Here is a 17,081-nt window from a genome sequence, read left to right as displayed (position 1 = left end):
TGACATGTTGGACAGCTTATTGGAATACTGCTCGCATGATCGCATCGTCAAAGAAGAAGATTCGAACAACGATTGGGCTGGCAGTCGCTGCGCTGTGCGCAGCAACACTGGTCGGCGTCCAGAGCGGCCCCGCCACTGCCGAACCGCTGCTTCATGAAGCGTCAGAGGCAGTTGACCACTCCGCCACCGTCTACGGAGACGTCGAAGTCATCGCGGCGCTCGTTGCTGGTCAGGGGCGGCTGGTCAAAGACCATCCTGTGCTCGCCGGATACCTGCCCAGCGGGAGCAACCCGCTCACGGCGCCAGAACTTGCTCAGCTGAAAGAAGCATTCACCGCCGCAGATCCGGAGTTCCATTCCTCCGTGACGATCCCGTTCCAGTCGGGTGATCCATTCAAGGTGGAGTCGGCCCTGAACACGTTCCGAGCTGCCCTCGAGGAGATGCAAGGAACAGCCATCACCAACACTTCCGATGGGAAGTGCCTTGTCGTCGCGGCCGCAGCGGTCCTCGCGGTCGGGGCCGTCGCTGTTGCCGTTTACTACAAGACGTACCTGTGGCCCAAGACTGCTGCCGAGGGGACAGAGGCAACCCGGGCGTTTGCCGCGATCGTCGCGTCCGAAGTGAGCTCGTGACCCGCACCCTTCGTGCATACGGAGTGTTCATCGGAGCCCTCGGGATCCTCTTGGCCTGGTTGGTGACGACCTTGCTTCTGTCATTGGCGCCCAACGCTCTGACGTCAAGGACCGCTGCGGGAACGGCCGCGCGCGACTTCGTCGCGGCGGTCGCTCCTCAGCGGTGGGAGTTCTTCACCGCATCGCTGCAGAAGTCTGCCCTCACTGCGTATTCCTCGGCCTCGTCATCGTCGCTACTCGATTTGCCGCAGACCCGCGCTCGCAACCTCTTCGGTATGTCACGAACTCAACGTGCGCAGGGACCGGAGATCGCTTTGATCTCGGCCGACGTGAAGTGGGTCAAGTGCTCGAATCGCTGGCAGCCCGAAACCTGCGTCAAGCAAGCTCAGCGCGGGGTCCAGCAAGTAGTTGCAAACTCCGCAGCACACCGAACCCTCTGTGGGCCGATGGTGCTCGCGCAAGTAAAGCCGACTCCGTTCGAATTCAGGGGGTTTGGGTACGAATCCACGTACATCGTCCGCACCGCGTCAGTGAGCGTCAGATGCAACTGATAATCGGAGAGCTTCGGGTGCTTGCGCTGCAGCGGGCGTTGTCGATGTTCGAGATTCGCGGATCCCAGCTCTGGGCAGGCCGCTCTCTGATTGCCGGGGCGGAGTTGCTCACTCTGCTTCTGACGCCCTACTCGGCGCTCATGCAATCCGTGGCCGGTGCAGCTCCTGCGCCGCACTGCGCTGGGGTCCGCGCAATCGGAGCCTACTGCCTGATGAAGGATTCGCCGCATTGGGTGCCGACGATGACACTCGTCAGCATTCTCCTATGCGTTCTCGCTGGCGTCTTGCCCGCAATCGTCGGCTGGCTGCATGTCTGGGTCGCCTTCTCGATCGCAAGCGCCATCGCTTTGCCCGACGGCGGGGACCAAGCAGCGGTTGTGTTCCTGATCCTTGTCGCTGTTATCAACATCGCGGACGACCGCCGATACGGATTTGATCGCCGTCGGCGTCGACTTTCTGCTCCACGGCTTCAGATTGCTCTCGCAGGGCTCTTCGCAATCCGCATCCAAGTGGCAATGATCTACTTTGACAGCGGGATCGGAAAGGTGTTCGCGAACGACTGGGTCACTGGCACTGCTGAGTACTACGTCATTCGAGACCTCTATTTCGGCGCATCGGGGCCAGTTGCTTCGGTTATGAGGGCCCTTACCTCGAACACGTTGGTCGTCGTTTCGTTGACCTGGGGTGCAATAGTGCTTGAAGTGGCGATAGCCGTGCTGATCCTCTGCGGGCCTCATTCACGCAAGTTTGCGCTGATTGCTTGCTCCATCCTGCACACTGCGATCATCATCACTATCGGCCTCTGGAGTTTCGGACTCACGATGATCGGTGGAGTGGCGATCGCTGCAATCGCGACGAGCAGGCGTGATCCGCGGAGTCATCCAATCCCTCCCACGATGGATCCTCGAAGACTGATCTCGGTCGTCGAAGACGATGTAACGGTCATCTGACTAAATGGTCAGAGAGAAAAGGAGAGAACGATGAAAAAGACTCTGCTCATGACCGCGTTGGTCGCGGCTGCGGCGCTTCCCGCCACGACACTGACACCGCCGGCGCAGGCGGAGGCCGCCACAATCGCTCGCCCGTCGACGCCGACGTTCAGCGACGAAGCGGTCATTGAGTTCTTTGCCACGGGTCGAGGCCCGCTAGCGAGTATGCGGGCGGATCTGGCCGGGTTCGTCCCTGCAGGGACCCCCGCGCTGACGTCGGACGAGCTCACAGAGCTGACCGAGGAGTATCGCGCCGCCGATGCGGACTTCCACGCGGATGTTACGGAAGCAGTTCAGAGTGGCGACCCGTTCCGCACTCTCGACGGCCTGCGTGCACTGCAACGCATCTCGAAGAAGATCGCGGCTGAGCACGGCGTCGAAGCGGGGACGGGTAGCGGCAAATGTGCAACCGTCCTCGTCGTCGCGCTCGCGTTCTGGGTGGTTCTCGCCGTCGTGCCACTCAGCGTGGACGCGCCGCAGGACGACATGACGAACGAGAAGCTGGCCGCTGATCTGGCCGCTGCCTTCGCGTGAGCAGCCGCGCGGGGCGGTCCGCCGCCGGCCCGCCCCGCGCGCACCAGCTGCGTCGGGAAGGCCCCTTCACGGCGGTCCGCTCATCCATCGCAAGTTCGACACGAATGGAGGACGACGGTGAGCAGTGAGATGGGTCCCGCGCTGGCTAGGCGGAGGCCGCCCAGGCATGCCTGGATACTCCGGCGGCCGCGGCGACTGCTGGTGGCAGGAATCGTCTTCGCCACTCTCGCCGCCGGGGTGCTGTTCGTCGTGGTGCTCGTTGCGACCGTGGCAGAAGAACCGGGTGCGCTGGTCGGTTTGATCGCCGCCGCTCCCTTCGCACTCGGTGCAGCGCTGCTCTTGCCTGCCGCGGTCACCGTAATCGTCGGCTCAGACGCTCTGACGGTCCGTTCGTTTCCGTTCCGTGCGAGACGGATTCGATTCGACGAGATAGTCGAGATCCGTGTTGATCCAAAGTCATGGCCGATGGCACCTCGCATCGGCATCGTTGCTCGCGGCCCCGGTTACACCACCTTCTTTCTCGGGCACGGCCCCGCGGTTGTCGTGACGACGCAGGACCACTACGTGGCGTTTCAAACCGGCGATCCAGACGCCACTGCCGCGGCGATCGAAGACGCTCGCAGGTTCGCACTGGAGCACCCCGAGGCGCACTAGCAATAGCTTCTGCGAGTGAGCACGTGCGAACGTCCGACGGGCGAAGCAACGGCCCGTTCAGAGTTCTTTTCGTGAAGGCCCGCATCTTGGCCGGTTTCCAGAGAGCGACACGCGATGCGGAACCCGCTTGAGAGCTCCGGACACTGGCGCGCGAGTCTTCGCGCAGGCGACGGCCGGCGTACCTTCCGTGAGCCCCACTGGCCGTACGCCACCGCTTCGATGCTCGAGTGGGGGAGCATCACAAAAAGGACTCGTGGGCACGACGGCTTGGCTCACACTCGAGGTCAAGCGGCCGGTTGCGCACTACCTCCCCGCTGTGCCCGACGCCGAGATGACCGTTGCTGACCTGGTTCACCACACCTCGGGTTTGCCTCGGCTGCCGGCCACTATGCGCGACCGACAGTTCGGCGACCCGTACCGAGTGTCTGTCGGGGTTCCTCTGGAGCTGACGGCTGCGACACTGGCCACGCCCCGAGGCCAGTTCGTAAACTCGAACCTGGGGTACGCCCTCCTCGGCGCAGTGCTCGACGAGGTGCACGGCGACTGGTTCGCCGCTGTACGCCAGCACGTGCTGGAGCCGGCGGGGATCAGCTCGGCGGGCCTCGCGCCAGCTCAGGCAGGTCGCGTGGTGCCGAAGCTCTTCGGTCGCGCGATCAAGCCGTGGGCGCTCGGGGAGTCGTCGTTCGCGGCGGCTGGCGGCGTCGGGTCCACGTTCGAGGATCTCTACCGCTACGCCAATTGGGCGCTCGAGCCCGGAGCTGGGCACTCCCGCACGGTGAGCTGGCAGCGGGAAGGGGCGTCCATCTGGATCAACGGAGAGGTGCGAGCGGCAGGAGCGGTCATCGCCAACGCGGCAGGAGTCACCGCCGCGGTCCACACGCTCGCGAAGACTCCGCATGCAGCTGACGCGATCGCCACGGCGCTCATCGAGCAGGAGGTGCGGTCGGCGCGCGACGGCTCATGACCAAGCCGGTGCAGGCGGTGCAGGTTGCCGGCAGTACCAACCCGGCCCATCAGCCGGACGGAAGCCGCGCCTCCAGGCCGGACCGAGACCCGCGCACATGGCGGACGCGACGCGAACGGCGGCTCTCCTCCTTCCGGAAGAGAGCCGCCGCGGTGTCTCGCAGTGGTCAGCGCGCCGACGGAACGGCCGAGCCGACGAGCTCAGCCCGCACGATGTCCGCACCAGCGGACAGGGCGCTGAGCTTGCCGAGCGCCGCCCCCCTGGCCAGCGGAGCCATCCCGCAGTTCGAGCTCGGGATGAGCTTGTCCGCGTCGACGAACTCGAGGGCCCGACGCAGGACCTCTGCGACCTCGTCCGGCGTCTCGACGGTCTCGGTGGCGACGTCGACCGCGCCGAGCATGACCTTCTTGCCGCGGATGAGCTCGACGAGCTCGAGGGGTACGTGCGAGTGGATGCACTCGAGCGAGACGATGTCGATCGACGACTGCTGCAGGAGCGGGAACGACTGCTCGTACTGCCGCCACTCGGCGCCGAGGGTCTCCTTCCACTTGTTGTTCGCCTCGATGCCGTAGCCGTAACAGATGTGCACGGCGGTCTCGGCGCGCAGGCCCTCGGTGGCGCGTTCGAGGGCGGCGACGCCCCAGTCCTGCACCTCGTCGTGGAAGACGGTGAAGGCGGGCTCGTCGAACTGGATGACGTCGACGCCGGCAGCTTCGAGCTCCCGGGCTTCTTCGTTCAGGATCGTGGCGAACTCCCACGCCAGCTTCTCGCGGCTCTTGTAGTGCTGGTCGGAGAGGGTGTCGATCATCGTCATCGGGCCGGGGAGCGCCCACTTGATCGGTCGGTCGGTCTGTGCGCGGAGGAACCGGGCGTCGTCGACGAAGACCGGGGCGGGGCGGCTCACGGCGCCGACGACTGTGGGGACGGCAGCGTCGTACCGGTCGCGGATCCGGACGGTCTCCTTGCGCTCCTGGTCGATGCCGTCCAGGTGCTCGATGAACGTGGTGACGAAGTGCTGGCGGGTCTGCTCGCCGTCGCTGACGATGTCGATGCCGCGGCGTTCCTGCTCGTGGACGGCGGAGCGGAGGGCGTCCTGCTTGCCCTCGACCAGGGCGGCGCCGTCGAGCTGCCAGGGGGACCAGAGTCGCTCGGGCTCGGCGAGCCAGGACGGCTTCGGCAGGCTGCCGACGATCGAGGTGGGGAGGAGAGAGCTCATGGAAGTGGCGGTCCAGACGGTCAGCGGGCGGGGACGGGTTCGGCGGCGAAACGTGACAGGAGCGCACCGTGCGGCGTCACGAGGTGTTCTTCGGTCCACCGGCCCTGGGTGACGCCGAGGCGACTGCGCTCCTCGCGGTCGTAGGTGACCGGGGTGGGCGTGAAGTCGGTGTGGTCGAGCGTCGGGCGGTAGGTGCTGCCGGCCGGGGTGTTCGCGGCGTAGACCTCCGGGCGGTAGATCTTCTGGAACGTCTCCATGGTGGCGATCGTGCCGATGAGCTGGAGGTCCGTGTGGTCGCCGGTCAGGTCGCCGCGCGTGTAGAACGCGAGCGGGGCCGCGGCGCCGGCGGGCTGGAAGTACCGGACCCGCATGCCCATCCTGCCGAAGTAGTCGTCGGTGAGCGAGGAGTGCTCGTGCTCGTACTCCGCGCCGAGGACCGGGTGGACGTACCCGTTCCGGCGGTACGTCTGGCTCGTCGAGACGCTGATGCAGACGACGGGCTCCGTGTCGAACTCGGCGTGGAACGCGGGTGTCTCCAGGAAGCGTTGGAAGAGCGCCCCGTGCAGCTGGCCGAAGTCGGTCGGCAGGGTCGGCGACGACGGCAGCAGCACCGAGAAGTCGTAGTCGCGCAGGTACGACGAGAAGTTGTTGCCGAGGATCCCGCGGTGGTGCTCGCCGGTGTGCTGGTCGACGATCGTGACGTCGAGCATCTCGAGCAGCGGGAACTCCGCGTCCGACCCACCGTCGGAGAACCCCAGCGCGACCGAGACGATGTCGAGCTGCAGACGGTAGCGGTCACGCGCCCCGGCGAGGTCGTTCGCGCGCCCGTCGATCATCGCCAGCGCTGCACGCAGGTTCTCCTGCCGGCGCTCGCCGCGCGCCAGGTTCGCGAAGTTCGTGGTCAGCCGGGAGCTGTCCGCGGGGGAGTAGTCCTCGTCGAACCGGGTGCGGGTGATGCTGAAGGTGGGGTCGTTCGCCATGGTCGGCAATCTGTTCGTCGAGCGCCCGTGGACGCTGGGTGAAGGGGGTACGTCGATCATGGTGCGAGCGGTGAGCCATCAGGTAATACCGAGACGCTATGCGGTCGTATAGCCTGCGCCTATGGCCCGGGTCTCGAACGACATCACGCTGCAACAGCTCCGGTACTTCATCGAGGTCGCGACCGAGGGCTCGATCAGCGCAGCCGCCGACCTGCTCTACGTGTCCCAACCGACGATGTCCGCGGCGATGAAGGACCTCGAGACGCGGATCGGACGCCCGCTCTTCACCCGGTCGGCCAGGGGTGTCGTGCTCACCGTCGACGGCGTCGAGTTCCTCGGGTACGCCCGGCAGGTCGTCGAGCAGGTCTCCCTGCTCGAGCAGCGCTACGTCGGGCGGCAGGCGTCGCGCCGGCTGCTCGGGGTGTCCGCGCAGCACTACTCGTTCGCCGTCGAGGCCTTCGTCCGGATGGTCGACGCGGCGGCCGCCGACGAGTACGAGTTCTCGCTCCGCGAGACACGCACCTGGGACATCATCGAGGACGTCCGGACGCTGCGCAGCGAGGTGGGCATCCTCTACCGCAACGACTTCAACACGCAGGTGCTCGGCAAGCTGCTGCGCGACGCCGGGGTCGTGTTCACCCCGCTGTTCGTCGCCCAGCCCCACATCTTCGTGGCCAAGCGGAACCCGCTCGCGGCACGGGCACGCGCGACCCTCGAGGACCTCGCCGACCTGCCCCGACTCACCTTCGACCAGGGCGCGAACAACTCCTTCTACCTGGCCGAGGAGATCCTGTCGACGATGTCGAGCAAGCGTGAGATCCGCGTCTCGGACCGCGCGACGATCTTCAACCTCATGATCGGCCTCGGCGGGTACACGATCTCGACCGGGTTGATCAGCGACGACCTCGACCCCGAGATCGTCGCCATCCCCCTCGACGTCGACGAACGCATCGAGATCGGCTGGATCGCGCACGCCTCGGTGCCCCTCACCGTGCAGGCGCAGACCTACCTGGACGAGCTGCGGGCGGTGGTCACCAGCTACGGCGTCGAGCCACTCGGGTAGACCGGCGGCGGTTCCGACCGCGACCGGACAGGAGGCCCGACACGCGTCCGTCAGGACCCTGCGGTCTCGATCATCGCTTTCACGTGCGGCGCGCTCCAGTGCAGGAGCGCGGTCGACGGCGGACGGCGGAGGTCCTCACCCCAGATCGCGACGGCTGCACCCGACATCGGGGCGGCGAGGCGCCGCCCCGAGTCGCTGTCCCACGTCCGGAGGGACCAGTGCGCGCGGAGATCGGCGACGGTGTACGCGCTGTCGGCCGGGTCGAGGTCGGTCGGTACCTCGTACAGGTAGTACGAGTTGTAGTTGAGCAGGTCGATCCCGGCCTTGGCCAGGTCGTTCGCGCTCGCCCGTCGCGCCCGGCGTTCCGAGCGTTCCGCTGCGTCCTCGGTGTCCCCGTCGAAGCTCCAGTACGTGACGCGGATGCGTGGGTCCAGCCGTTCGAGCGCAGCCCGGTCGATCCCGTCGTTCCAAGCCCACACCTCGCGGTCGCCGAGCGCGGCTGCCATCGCGTTCAACCACTCGACGCGTTCGGTCGCGGAGACGTCCTCGCCCCATTCGTCACCGCCGATGTGCACGGCCCGGCTCGCGGGGAAGGTGCGCCGCACCTCCTGGTACAGGTCGGTCGCGAGTGCGACGCTCGCCGGCGCCGAGGTGTCGAGCTCGTTCTCACCCGCACGGACACGGTCGACCCACTGCTCGCCGTGTCGTGCCTCGAGCAGGGCGAAGGCGGCGGCCATGTGGCCCGGGGTGTCGATCTCCGGCACGACCGCGACGCCCCGTCTCGCCGCGTAGTCGGCGATCGTGCGCGCCTGTGCGGCGCTGAGGAACGGGCGGTGGGTCACGCGGCTCGTCCAGACACCGTGGTCGAGGTCCGCGTTCGCCGGGGTCTGGCCGAGCACCTTGCTCTCGATCCCGACGTTCTGGTCGTCGGTGAGGTGCAGGTGCAGGAAGCGGCCGCCGTCGTCGGCGAGGAGGTCGACGTAGCGCTTGATCAACGCCACAGGGTAGTAGGCGCGAGCGACGTCGAGCATCACGCCCGTCTCCGGGCGTGCGCGCTTCGAGGGCTTGGTGGTGACGGTCGTGGTCGACGTCCGGCACTGCTGCGCGGAGTACGCACCGGTGCAGGCGAGGACCGAGTACGTGCCGGCTCGCGCGCGCGACGGTGTCTTCTGGATCGCGCGGACTGTCGTGCTCGCCCCCGCGGCGAGGGCCTTCACGGTGACCGGGCCGAGCGTGTACTTCCGGCTGCCGGCGGACAGGGAGAGCCAAGCGGACGACGCCGGCTGCCGCACGGACGTGGCGTTCTCCACCCTGAGTGTGGTGCGCACGGCGGTGCCCGTCGACGTGACGGTCGTGGTCGCGACGACCTTGGTGATCGTCACGGCGGGGGGATTCGGCGTCGCGGCGTCCGCTGATCGCCCGACGGCGTCGATGCCGACCGCGGCCACTGCCGACATCGTGATCGCCAGGGCGACCGCGACCGACCGTCTGACCTGCATCTTCATCCGACGCTCCACGCCGTTCTCCCCTCGGACGAGCGCATCGGCCCGCCACAACGCCCTGCTCTCCCAGCTGGACCGAGAGACCCACTGAACAGTACCGGGACCGGCCGCCCCGGACGGCCCCCGTACCGTCGCGTCAGCGCCGACCGATCGCCGCGGCGGCCTCGCTGACGGTCGTGCCCGGGTGCGCCTGCCGGTACCGGCGGACCTCGTGCGGGTCGACGGCCGCGGCGGCCGTCGTCGGGGTCCCGACGACGCTCGGCCCGGACCAGGCGAAGCACGTCGTCGCGAGCGCGAGCACCCCGGCCGCCACAGCGCCGAACAGGAAGAACGCGCCGACCGTGGCCGCCAGCCCGCCGAGGGTGATGAGTGCTCCGGACCACCGGGCCACGAGGAGCCTGGTGGTGGTGGTCGAGGTCGACTGCATCGGTGTGCCCTTCTCCGTCGGTGGTCGTGGAAGTGTCCGACAACCTACCGGTGCCACGTGGCACCGGAACGAGCTGGCGGCTGGCCTGTGGACAGATCGCCGTGCTCGGCTCGTGTGCACGGCAGACGAGGTGCGCGGCACGGTGGTGGTCGAAGGCCGGCCGGAGGGCGCCGGTCATCCGTTGAGCACCACGAGTCGGGCGATCCGTCACCCTGCTGCTCGTCCCGCCCGCCGTCGCACCATGGCGAACCCGGTCGTCACCATCGCAGCAGCGAGCGCGACGGTCGAGAACGCCCCCGACGCGACGATCCAGAGCGTCACCGCGCCGATCACGAACAGGAGCACCGGAGCACGGCGTCCTCGGGCATCCGACGCTTCCGATGGCTCCTGCACGACGATCACGGAGCCAGGCTCGGTCCCACCCGAGCCGTGCACGGACGCAGCCCCAGTAGGGTCCTCGCATGGAGAGCGAACGGCATGCCGCCCTGATCGCGGAACTCGAGGCTGCTGGCTCCGAAGAGTGGGGGCCGCGGGCGCTCCTGGCCTGTCTGCAGAAGCTCCGCGACGGCGGCCCCACCGAAGCCGCGCTCGTGGTCGTCCACGACGCCTGGAGCACGTCCGACGAGTTCCGGGTCGTCTACGACTCCCCGTGGGGTCCGCGCGTCGGGATCATCCGGGATCGCTGGACGACGATCGACCGGACGGACGCGTACGCCACCGGCGACGAGGCGACGCCTGAGGAGTTCGGCCACGAGGTCGCCGACTACAACATCGGTGAACCACTCGGGCGGTACGTCGACATCCTCGACATCGATGCCGACGGCCTGGGGTGGTGGGGTCACATCGCGCTCTGAGTCCGCGGCGGCGTCGTCGATCCGACGCTAGCGGCACGAGACCCGGGTGAGGACGGCATCGCCTTCGAAGCTCTCGGTCCCGCTTGCCCATGCAGTGACGGGCGTGCCCTCGTGGAGCTCGAGGGGGACCACGAGGTCGTGCGGGTTCCCCAGACCGCCGTAGTCGTCGTACACGGCGAACTGCACGTCGGCCTGCGGGCAGTCGCGGCTCGGGAGCACGTCGAAGCCGATGCAGCCGAGCTCCCAGCACTCCTCGGGGGCGGCTTCGGGGTCGTCGGTCGCGAACCAGGTGGCGACGTGCTCGTCGACCGCCGGTTGCGATCGGCAGGCTCGGACTCGATGCCGCTCCACAGCTCGTCGCCGACCGACGCGACGAAGACAGGCGTGCCCGGACGCACCCGCACCGACCGGAGTTCGGTGCGGGTGGTCGCGCCGTGCTGGGTGTCCGCGAAGCCGATGGTGACGTCGAGGTCGCACTCGTTCGCCGCGACGACGGCCCAGGCCGAGCAGCCGGAGTCGCTGGACACCGCGCCGCAGACCGCCGACCATGCTTCTTCGTCGTCGACCTGTCCGATCTGGACGGTGCCGTCGGCGACGGCGAAGGGTCCGACGGGGGAGCCGTGTGCGCCCCGGGCCGGCGCGGTCGTCGGCGTCGCGGTCGACAGGGGTGCGGGTGCGTCGACTGCGGCGGGGGAGGCTCCGTCGGCCTGCGTTGACCCGAGCACCGGGAGCACCGAACCGGCCACGCCCGCCCCGAGCGCGAGGACCGAGAGCGTCGCGCCGAGGACCACGGCACTCCGGCGCGCGCTGCTGACTGCGGCGACGGACACGGTCGCACGGTCCTCCAGCTGCGGGGTCCGGACGGCTTGGCCGGCCTGGAACGACCGCGCAGTGTCGACGGCGAGGTCCCACCACCGCACGGACGACACGGTGAACAGTGCGCCGCCGGTCACGATCGGGACGACGGCGAGCACGCCGACCGCCCCTGTCCCGACGACGGACAGCAGGACACCGGCGACGACGAGTCCGAGGCCGATCCAGCGCCACGTCTCGTGCCGCCGCCGCTGCGCGGGCATGAGCGCGGAGACGACGCGCACGGAGGTTCTCACGCGGTGAGGCTGTTGACCGCGCGCCGGTCGCCGCAGGCCCCTGTTCGGGTCGGTCGTCGGTACCCCTGGTGCCGACGCACCGCCACGGCTACCGTGCTCGCATGACTGTGACCGGCATCGGCGGGCTGTTCTTCCGGAGTCGTGATCCGCAAGGCCGGGCCGCCTGGTACCGGGACCACCTCGGGATCGACGCGGGCGCGGACGCCGTGTGGCGGCAGGAGCCGGGTGCGACCGTGTTCGCGCCGTTCCCGGCCGACAGCGAGTACTTCCCGGCCGCTCAGCCGTTCATGCTCAACCTCCGCGTGACGGGACTCGACGAGCTCGTCGTCCGGCTCGGAGCGGCGGGGATCGCGGTCGAGCGTCGCGCCGAGTGGGAGACCGAGTACGGGCGTTTCGTCCGCATCACCGACCCGGAGGGCCTGCCGTTGGAGCTCTGGGAACCCGTCGACTGACGACTGGCCGGGTCTCGGCTCATCGTGCACGGTCGCCCCGCGCGAGCGGGTCGGAGGCCACCGGCGAGGCGGGCGCGGTCAGCGGAACGGACGCCGACGCCGGGGAGGCCGCGCGATCGGCCCACCTCGGGTGCTGGCCGGCGTCGTACTGGCTGGCGACGCCGACCGCGATCCGGCAGGACCCTTCGCGACCGGGGTTGTCACCCTACCTGCCGGTAGGTAGGCTGCCCCCGTGACCGACACCACAACCCGCCGCAGCACCGGGACCCGACAGCGCGCCCAACAGGTGGCGCTCGCGCTGTTCACGGAGCAGGGCTACGAGTCGACGTCGTTGCGGCAGATCGCGGACGAACTCGGCATCAACAAGGCCTCGCTGTACCACCACTTCGCCAGCAAGGAGGCGATCCTGCGATCGCTCTTCGAGGACCGCGGCACCGAGGCGGCGGACCTGCTGACCTGGCTCCGCGAGCAGCCGCGCGGACCGCGGCTGCTCGAGCAGACTGTGCTCCGGTGGGTGGACACCTTCACCACGGAGAAGCTCGCCGGGATCCGGTTCACGACCGCCAACCCGCTCGTGGTGCGCGGGCTCGCCGACGCCAGCGGCGACCGGGTCGGTGCGCCGCTGCAGGAACTCGCCGACGAGCTCGTCGCGCTCCTGCCCGACGGTGGGGAGGAACAGGTCGTGCTCGTGCGCATGGCGATCCTCAGCATCAACGCCGCCGTGCAGGCCGCAGCCCAGGCCGACGTCTCCGACGCCGCGGTCGTCGCTGCGGCGCACCGGGCCGCGCGAGCGCTGGTCGGCGAGATCGGCGGCGCCCGGTGACCGTCCTGCTCGTCGTGCAGCTGGTGCTCGTGGGCCTGCTCGCGGGCGAGGAGTTCATCGTCCGCTGGGGCGTCCAGCCCGCCGTGGCGGCGCTGCCCGACGACGCGCACCTGCGCACCCGGATCGCCCTGGTGCGGTCACTCAAGGTCGTCGTGCCCGCCCTGATGGTGCCCGCGGTCCTGGCCTCGGTCGCCGTGGTCGTGGTCGCCGGAGGAGCCGCCGGCCTCGGGTGGCGGATCGCCGCGCTGGCCGCGCTGGTGGTCTTCGTGTTGGCGTCGTTCCTCGGCACCGTGCCGATCAACATCGGCGTCAACGACTGGGACCCGACGGACCCGCCCGCCGACTGGCGACGCACCGTGGCGCGGTGGGAGCGCATCGACGTGCTCCGATCGACCACGGCCGGCGTCGCGTTCGTGCTGTTCACCGTCGCCCTGGTCCAGCTGCTGCGCTGACGTCGACTCGCGGCCTGCCGTCGAGGCGGAGGACGGCGACGAGGACAGCCCGATGGTCGACGCGCATCGAGCCCCACCCGTACTCGCCGCACCGGTCCTGCCCGGCGAGGTCGAGCAGCCCGTCCGGTCGGCATGGGCCCACGCTTCGAGGCCCGGACGGACGCCCGTGTCAGGCGCGGGCGGCCTTGACGTAGGCGACGACGGCGTTCGCGTGTCCGTGTCCCAGGCCGTGCTCGGTCTTCAGCCAGGCCACGACCTGCATGTGCGTCTCGCCGTCGAGCCGCTCGTTCGCCAGGTCCAACCATTCCTGCACCGGGCGACCGTAGGTGCGCTCGATGCTCGGGAAGTACGAGGCGGGACCCTTCACGCCGGAGCCGTCGGTCGGCTGCGACGGAGCGAACACGCGGAACTCGGGCATGCTCCACAGGGTAGCCAACCGACGGTGCGGCGGGAACGTGTTCCGCTCGAGCGGACGGCCAGCGTGCGTCCCTGTCGGACGGGAGGCGCGGTACCAGCCCGCACCGTGCCTCCCGTCCGTCGGCTGGTCGCGTCCGGAACCCGGTGCCGGTCGCGGTGTCGTCCGGCGACGGGCGCTCGCTATGCTCGCGGCGTGGGGAACCGGGGCATCTACGTCGAGACCGTCATCGCGGCCGACATCGAGCACGTGTGGGCCGCGACGCAGGAGCCCGGGCAGCACGTGCGGTGGGACGTCCGGTTCTCGGAGATCGTGCCTGAGCACACTGACGGTGACGGACCCGTGCGGTTCACCTACGTCCGACGGTCGCCGGTGCACGACGTGCACGGGACCGGTGTGTCGATCGGCGAGCGGCGTCGGCCGGACGGTTCCCGGACGTCGGCGTTGCGGTTCTCGACCGCCGACCGGCTCTCGCCGATCCGCGAGGGGCGTGGCTACTGGCGGTACGTCCCGACGGAGGACGGCCGCACGCGCTTCATCACCGGGTACGACTACGACAGCGGCTGGGGGCCGCTCGACCTGGTCGTCCGGCCGCTCCTCGGGTGGGCGACGGCCTGGAGCTTCGACCGTCTCCGGATCTGGCTGGAAGGCGGGGCCGAGCCGGAGGCCTGGCCGCTCACCTCGGTGCTGCAGCCCTGGCGGCGGGACCGGCCCCGGGCCTCCCGGACGCTCCGCGCGCCGGCGGGGGCCTCTCGCCGGGGCGACCACCTGCAGGACGCGCCGGCCACGCTGGCGAGCCTGCCCACGCCGGGAGGCACGCCGTGACGTCGGTCTTCGAGGAGGCGCTCGGCGCCGACTTCCAGCGGTTGCACCCGATGATGCGACGCCGGTTCGGCGTCGGACTCGACGCGGGCGAGGCCTGCACGGGTCAGGGCGTCATGTCGTCGATCCGTCGGGGCCCGTGGTGGACGGTGCCGTTCCTGCAGATCGGACGACTCCGCAACATCCTCGTGCCGGACGTCGGCTGTGACGTCCCGTTCACGATCGAGAACTACCCGTACCGCGACCGGTACGGCCGCGAGACGGTCACGTTCGTGCGCACGTACTCGACGAAGCCCGGACGCACCGCCCGCTTCGACGCGACGATGGTCCTCGTCGACGGGCGGGTGCTCGACTACCTCGGGTCGCACCAGCACCTGGCGGTCGACCTCGACCTCGCCGTCGACGACCGGGGCGGACTCGTCCTCACCTCGGACGCGCAGCGGTTCCACGAGGGACCGGTGTCGTTCCGGTTCCCGATGCTGTTCAGCGGTCGCGCGACCCTGCACGAGTGGTGGTCCGACGACGACCAGTCGTTCCACGTCGACCTCGAGGTGCACAACCGCGTGTTCGGCTTCCTGTTCGGGTACCGCGGGTCCTTCACGTGCGAGTGGACGCCGGCGACGGACGCGCCGGAACGGCTGAAGCCGGTGCGGACCGAAGCGCGGACCTGACCGGCTCAGTCGAGGTCGCGCAGCGAGTACGGCTCCGCGGCTCCGGCGAAGAACACGGTCTGCATGCCCGCGCCGACGTCGGCCTGCACGCGACCGGCGGTGCGCAGTCCGAGTGCTCGGGTCTCGGCGTCCCCGTACGGCAACCCGACGCGCTCGCTGAGTGCTCGCCAGTGCACGATCGCCTTCGCGGTGGCCGGGTACGCACCGGCCTCCCTGGCGGTCCGGACGTCGCGGCGGCCGTCCTGCAGGAACTCGACGTCGGTGCCAGACCGTGCAGCGGTCAGCACCACCGCACGACCGGACTCGGCGACCACGTCGATCCCCGCGCCGGCGCCGCACCAGACGTGCGTCCCGTCGCCGAGCTCGAGCTGCACGCGGGCGGCCAGTTCGAACGCGTCGGTGCGGTGGGTGGCGCCGACCGCTGCGGACGGCCACTCCTCGGTCGACTCGAACACCTCGTTCCACTCGCGGAGCGCGACGCGCAGCTCTGCGCTCAGCGCGCGGTCGACTGCATCGTCGACCTCGTACGGATCGCGCTCCCCGCGGAGCCACAGCGGTGCGTCGACGCCGTACTCGGCCATGACGAGCACGACCCTGTCCACCATGCCCCGATGGTAGGGCCGCCGGACCGTGGTGACGGTCAGCGCTACCGTGCTGTCATGCTCCCTGCCCCCACCATGCGGCTCCGGTTCCGCGAGATGACGCCGGACGACCTCGACGACATGGCCGCGCTGCTCGGCGACCCGCAGGTGATGGCGTTCTACCCCGCGCCGAAGAGCCGCGAGGACGCCGCCCGGTGGATCGCCTGGAACCAGGAGAACTACGCCGAGCACGGCCACGGGCTGTGGATCGTGGAGACCCTCGACGGCGACTTCGTCGGGGACTGTGGTCTCACGTGGCAGGACGTCAACGGGACGCCGGCGCTCGAGGTCGGCTACCACGTGCGGGCGGCGCTGCAGGGGCAGGGCTTCGCGACCGAGGCCGCGACTGCCTGCCGGAACCTCGCCCGCGACGTCCTGCACGCGAGCGACCTCGTGGCGATCATCCATCCGGAGAACACCGCCTCGGAGCGGGTCGCGCGCAAGCTCGGGATGGAGCGGCGTGAGGACGACCGGGGCGGGGCCATCGCGGTGCGGACCGTGCTCGGGATGTCGCTCTAGGGGCTCGAGCGGACCGGAGCGAGCGGTCCGGTCGGCGCCGGTACGCTGCGGACATGCCCGACGCCTTCTCGATCCGGACCACGACCGAACAGGACTGGGAGCGGGTGCGGGCGCTCCGCGTCGAGAATGCGACGGACAACCCGATCTCGTACGGCGCGACGCGCGAGTACACGCTCCGGATGTCCGAGGACGAGTGGCGGCTCCGGGCCCGACGCGGCGAGGCCGGGGACGCGACGAGCCTCGCAGCCATCGACGCCACCGGGCGGTGGATCGGCATGATGAGCGGCCAGGTCGGGGACGCCCACGGGGCCGACCCGGTGCTCACCGGGGTCTACGTCACGCCGGGGTTCCGGGGGCGCGGCCACGGGGTGGCGGACGCACTGCTCGACCACGTCATCGCCTGGGCGCGGGGACGAGGGGAGCAGCTCCGCCTCGAGGTGTACGACCAGGCGGTGCCGGCGGGGCGCTTCTACGCGCGCCGGGGCTTCACGGCGACCGGTCGGACCCGTGACCTCCACCTGCTCGGCGAGGTCCCCGGCGCGGCGCCGCTCCGACTCGTCGAGCTCGCGCGGCCCGTCGCGTCCTAGGGGTGCAGTTCCGCGCGTGGTGAGGTGTTCCGCGCGTGGTGAGGTGTTTCGCGCATGGGAGGCCCGTTCTTCCGACCTGCCATGCGCGATCCTGCTTCCCATGCCAGGCGCTGTGGGAAGGAACGCGCGGGACATCGCCGACCGCGCTGTCCCGCCCCGGCCCGTCGGGCCCAGTGCTACCGTGGCGCGCACGTCGGGTCACCGGCGGACGACTCCGCCCGGCG

At 69.6% G+C, this 17,081-nt stretch carries 24 protein-coding genes; 16 read left to right on the top strand and 8 right to left on the bottom strand.

Annotated features, from left to right (window positions below):
• Window positions 1-35: 35 nt before the first annotated feature.
• The 6 genes from BIU94_RS17920 (at window position 36) to BIU94_RS15690 (ending at window position 4,324) form a co-directional block, all read left to right on the top strand.
• A complete protein-coding gene (locus BIU94_RS17920; RefSeq protein ID WP_175472199.1) occupies window positions 36-632 on the top strand; it encodes a hypothetical protein in 597 nt (198 codons plus the stop codon).
• Window positions 554-1,183, top strand: coding sequence for an SdpA family antimicrobial peptide system protein (locus tag BIU94_RS18285; protein ID WP_368086431.1), 630 nt, complete (start codon window positions 554-556; stop codon window positions 1,181-1,183). The genes BIU94_RS17920 and BIU94_RS18285 overlap by 79 nt, the downstream gene beginning before the upstream one ends.
• A complete protein-coding gene (locus tag BIU94_RS15705) occupies window positions 1,174-2,133 on the top strand; it encodes a sporulation-delaying protein SdpB family protein (RefSeq protein ID WP_071262756.1) in 960 nt (319 codons plus the stop codon). Before BIU94_RS18285 ends, BIU94_RS15705 begins: the two co-directional genes overlap by 10 nt.
• A gap of 30 nt (window positions 2,134-2,163) precedes the next feature.
• Window positions 2,164-2,706 (top strand): hypothetical protein, encoded by a 543-nt coding sequence (locus BIU94_RS15700; protein WP_139196426.1) that lies wholly within the window; start codon window positions 2,164-2,166, stop codon window positions 2,704-2,706.
• Window positions 2,707-2,907: 201 nt separating this feature from the next.
• The gene (locus BIU94_RS15695) at window positions 2,908-3,360 is read left to right on the top strand and encodes a PH domain-containing protein (RefSeq protein ID WP_071262749.1); all 453 of its coding nucleotides are present in this window, start codon (window positions 2,908-2,910) and stop codon (window positions 3,358-3,360) included.
• 187 nt (window positions 3,361-3,547) lie between these two features.
• Window positions 3,548-4,324, top strand: coding sequence for a serine hydrolase (locus tag BIU94_RS15690; protein WP_368086430.1), 777 nt, complete (start codon window positions 3,548-3,550; stop codon window positions 4,322-4,324).
• A gap of 166 nt (window positions 4,325-4,490) precedes the next feature.
• On the opposite strand, the gene BIU94_RS15685 is transcribed toward BIU94_RS15690, so the two are convergent.
• Window positions 4,491-5,540, bottom strand: a complete 1,050-nt coding sequence (locus tag BIU94_RS15685) for a methionine synthase (RefSeq protein WP_071262747.1) — start codon at window positions 5,538-5,540, stop codon at window positions 4,491-4,493.
• A gap of 20 nt (window positions 5,541-5,560) precedes the next feature.
• Window positions 5,561-6,520, bottom strand: a complete 960-nt coding sequence (locus BIU94_RS15680) for a putative oxygenase MesX (RefSeq protein ID WP_071262746.1) — start codon at window positions 6,518-6,520, stop codon at window positions 5,561-5,563.
• Between the two features lie 121 nt (window positions 6,521-6,641).
• On the opposite strand from BIU94_RS15680, the gene BIU94_RS15675 reads away from it, so the two are divergent.
• Window positions 6,642-7,583, top strand: a complete 942-nt coding sequence (locus BIU94_RS15675; protein ID WP_071262745.1) for a LysR family transcriptional regulator — start codon at window positions 6,642-6,644, stop codon at window positions 7,581-7,583.
• A gap of 50 nt (window positions 7,584-7,633) precedes the next feature.
• Here BIU94_RS15675 and BIU94_RS15670 read toward each other — a convergent pair whose 3' ends face one another.
• The gene (locus tag BIU94_RS15670) at window positions 7,634-8,893 is read right to left on the bottom strand and encodes a family 20 glycosylhydrolase (protein WP_175472202.1); all 1,260 of its coding nucleotides are present in this window, start codon (window positions 8,891-8,893) and stop codon (window positions 7,634-7,636) included.
• Here BIU94_RS15670 and BIU94_RS17915 point away from each other — a divergent pair.
• Window positions 8,880-9,176, top strand: a complete 297-nt coding sequence (locus BIU94_RS17915) for a hypothetical protein (protein WP_175472203.1) — start codon at window positions 8,880-8,882, stop codon at window positions 9,174-9,176. The genes BIU94_RS15670 and BIU94_RS17915 overlap by 14 nt on opposite strands.
• A 45-nt stretch (window positions 9,177-9,221) precedes the next feature.
• Here the strand turns inward: BIU94_RS17915 and BIU94_RS15665 are convergent, their stop codons facing one another.
• Window positions 9,222-9,512, bottom strand: a complete 291-nt coding sequence (locus tag BIU94_RS15665) for a hypothetical protein (RefSeq protein ID WP_071262743.1) — start codon at window positions 9,510-9,512, stop codon at window positions 9,222-9,224.
• A 207-nt stretch (window positions 9,513-9,719) separates the two neighbouring features.
• Window positions 9,720-9,857, bottom strand: a complete 138-nt coding sequence (locus BIU94_RS17910) for a hypothetical protein (RefSeq protein ID WP_175472204.1) — start codon at window positions 9,855-9,857, stop codon at window positions 9,720-9,722.
• A gap of 116 nt (window positions 9,858-9,973) precedes the next feature.
• Here BIU94_RS17910 and BIU94_RS15660 point away from each other — a divergent pair, with 116 nt between their 5' ends.
• Complete coding sequence (locus BIU94_RS15660; protein WP_071262742.1) at window positions 9,974-10,366, top strand: hypothetical protein; 393 nt, start codon at window positions 9,974-9,976, stop codon at window positions 10,364-10,366.
• Between the two features lie 27 nt (window positions 10,367-10,393).
• Here the strand turns inward: BIU94_RS15660 and BIU94_RS15655 are convergent, their stop codons facing one another.
• On the bottom strand, window positions 10,394-10,717 hold the full coding sequence (locus BIU94_RS15655) for a hypothetical protein (protein ID WP_071262741.1): 324 nt from the start codon (window positions 10,715-10,717) through the stop codon (window positions 10,394-10,396).
• 859 nt (window positions 10,718-11,576) lie between these two features.
• Here BIU94_RS15655 and BIU94_RS15645 point away from each other — a divergent pair.
• From BIU94_RS15645 to BIU94_RS15635, 3 genes are all read left to right on the top strand, one after another.
• A complete protein-coding gene (locus BIU94_RS15645; RefSeq protein WP_071262739.1) occupies window positions 11,577-11,927 on the top strand; it encodes a VOC family protein in 351 nt (116 codons plus the stop codon).
• A 232-nt stretch (window positions 11,928-12,159) separates the two neighbouring features.
• Window positions 12,160-12,750, top strand: coding sequence for a TetR/AcrR family transcriptional regulator (locus tag BIU94_RS18230; protein WP_071262738.1), 591 nt, complete (start codon window positions 12,160-12,162; stop codon window positions 12,748-12,750).
• On the top strand, window positions 12,747-13,202 hold the full coding sequence (locus BIU94_RS15635; RefSeq protein ID WP_071262737.1) for a DUF1772 domain-containing protein: 456 nt from the start codon (window positions 12,747-12,749) through the stop codon (window positions 13,200-13,202). The genes BIU94_RS18230 and BIU94_RS15635 overlap by 4 nt, the downstream gene beginning before the upstream one ends.
• A 169-nt stretch (window positions 13,203-13,371) precedes the next feature.
• Here BIU94_RS15635 and BIU94_RS15630 read toward each other — a convergent pair whose 3' ends face one another.
• Window positions 13,372-13,620, bottom strand: coding sequence for a DUF4287 domain-containing protein (locus BIU94_RS15630; protein WP_071262736.1), 249 nt, complete (start codon window positions 13,618-13,620; stop codon window positions 13,372-13,374).
• Window positions 13,621-13,812: 192 nt separating this feature from the next.
• Between BIU94_RS15630 and BIU94_RS15625 the strand changes: the two genes are divergently transcribed.
• Together BIU94_RS15625 and BIU94_RS15620 are read left to right on the top strand one after the other, a co-directional pair.
• Entirely contained in the window at window positions 13,813-14,442 is a 630-nt protein-coding gene (locus tag BIU94_RS15625; RefSeq protein ID WP_083404906.1) for an SRPBCC family protein, read from the top strand.
• Window positions 14,439-15,110 carry a DUF4166 domain-containing protein gene (locus BIU94_RS15620; RefSeq protein ID WP_071262735.1) on the top strand — a complete coding sequence of 224 codons (672 nt, stop codon included), beginning with the start codon at window positions 14,439-14,441 and terminating at the stop codon, window positions 15,108-15,110. The genes BIU94_RS15625 and BIU94_RS15620 overlap by 4 nt, the downstream gene beginning before the upstream one ends.
• A 5-nt stretch (window positions 15,111-15,115) precedes the next feature.
• Here BIU94_RS15620 and BIU94_RS15615 read toward each other — a convergent pair whose 3' ends face one another.
• Complete coding sequence (locus BIU94_RS15615) at window positions 15,116-15,715, bottom strand: hypothetical protein (RefSeq protein WP_071262734.1); 600 nt, start codon at window positions 15,713-15,715, stop codon at window positions 15,116-15,118.
• Between the two features lie 54 nt (window positions 15,716-15,769).
• Between BIU94_RS15615 and BIU94_RS15610 the strand changes: the two genes are divergently transcribed.
• Window positions 15,770-16,270 (top strand): GNAT family N-acetyltransferase, encoded by a 501-nt coding sequence (locus tag BIU94_RS15610; protein WP_071262733.1) that lies wholly within the window; start codon window positions 15,770-15,772, stop codon window positions 16,268-16,270.
• A 53-nt stretch (window positions 16,271-16,323) separates the two neighbouring features.
• A complete protein-coding gene (locus BIU94_RS15605) occupies window positions 16,324-16,857 on the top strand; it encodes a GNAT family N-acetyltransferase (protein ID WP_071262732.1) in 534 nt (177 codons plus the stop codon).
• Window positions 16,858-17,081 lie beyond the last annotated feature (224 nt).

The sequence above is a fragment of the Curtobacterium sp. MMLR14_006 genome (genome assembly GCF_001864985.1).
GTDB lineage: Bacteria > Actinomycetota > Actinomycetes > Actinomycetales > Microbacteriaceae > Curtobacterium.
The sequence above is the reverse complement of the archived record's forward strand: the minus strand, read 5'-3'. Positions and strand labels throughout refer to the sequence as shown.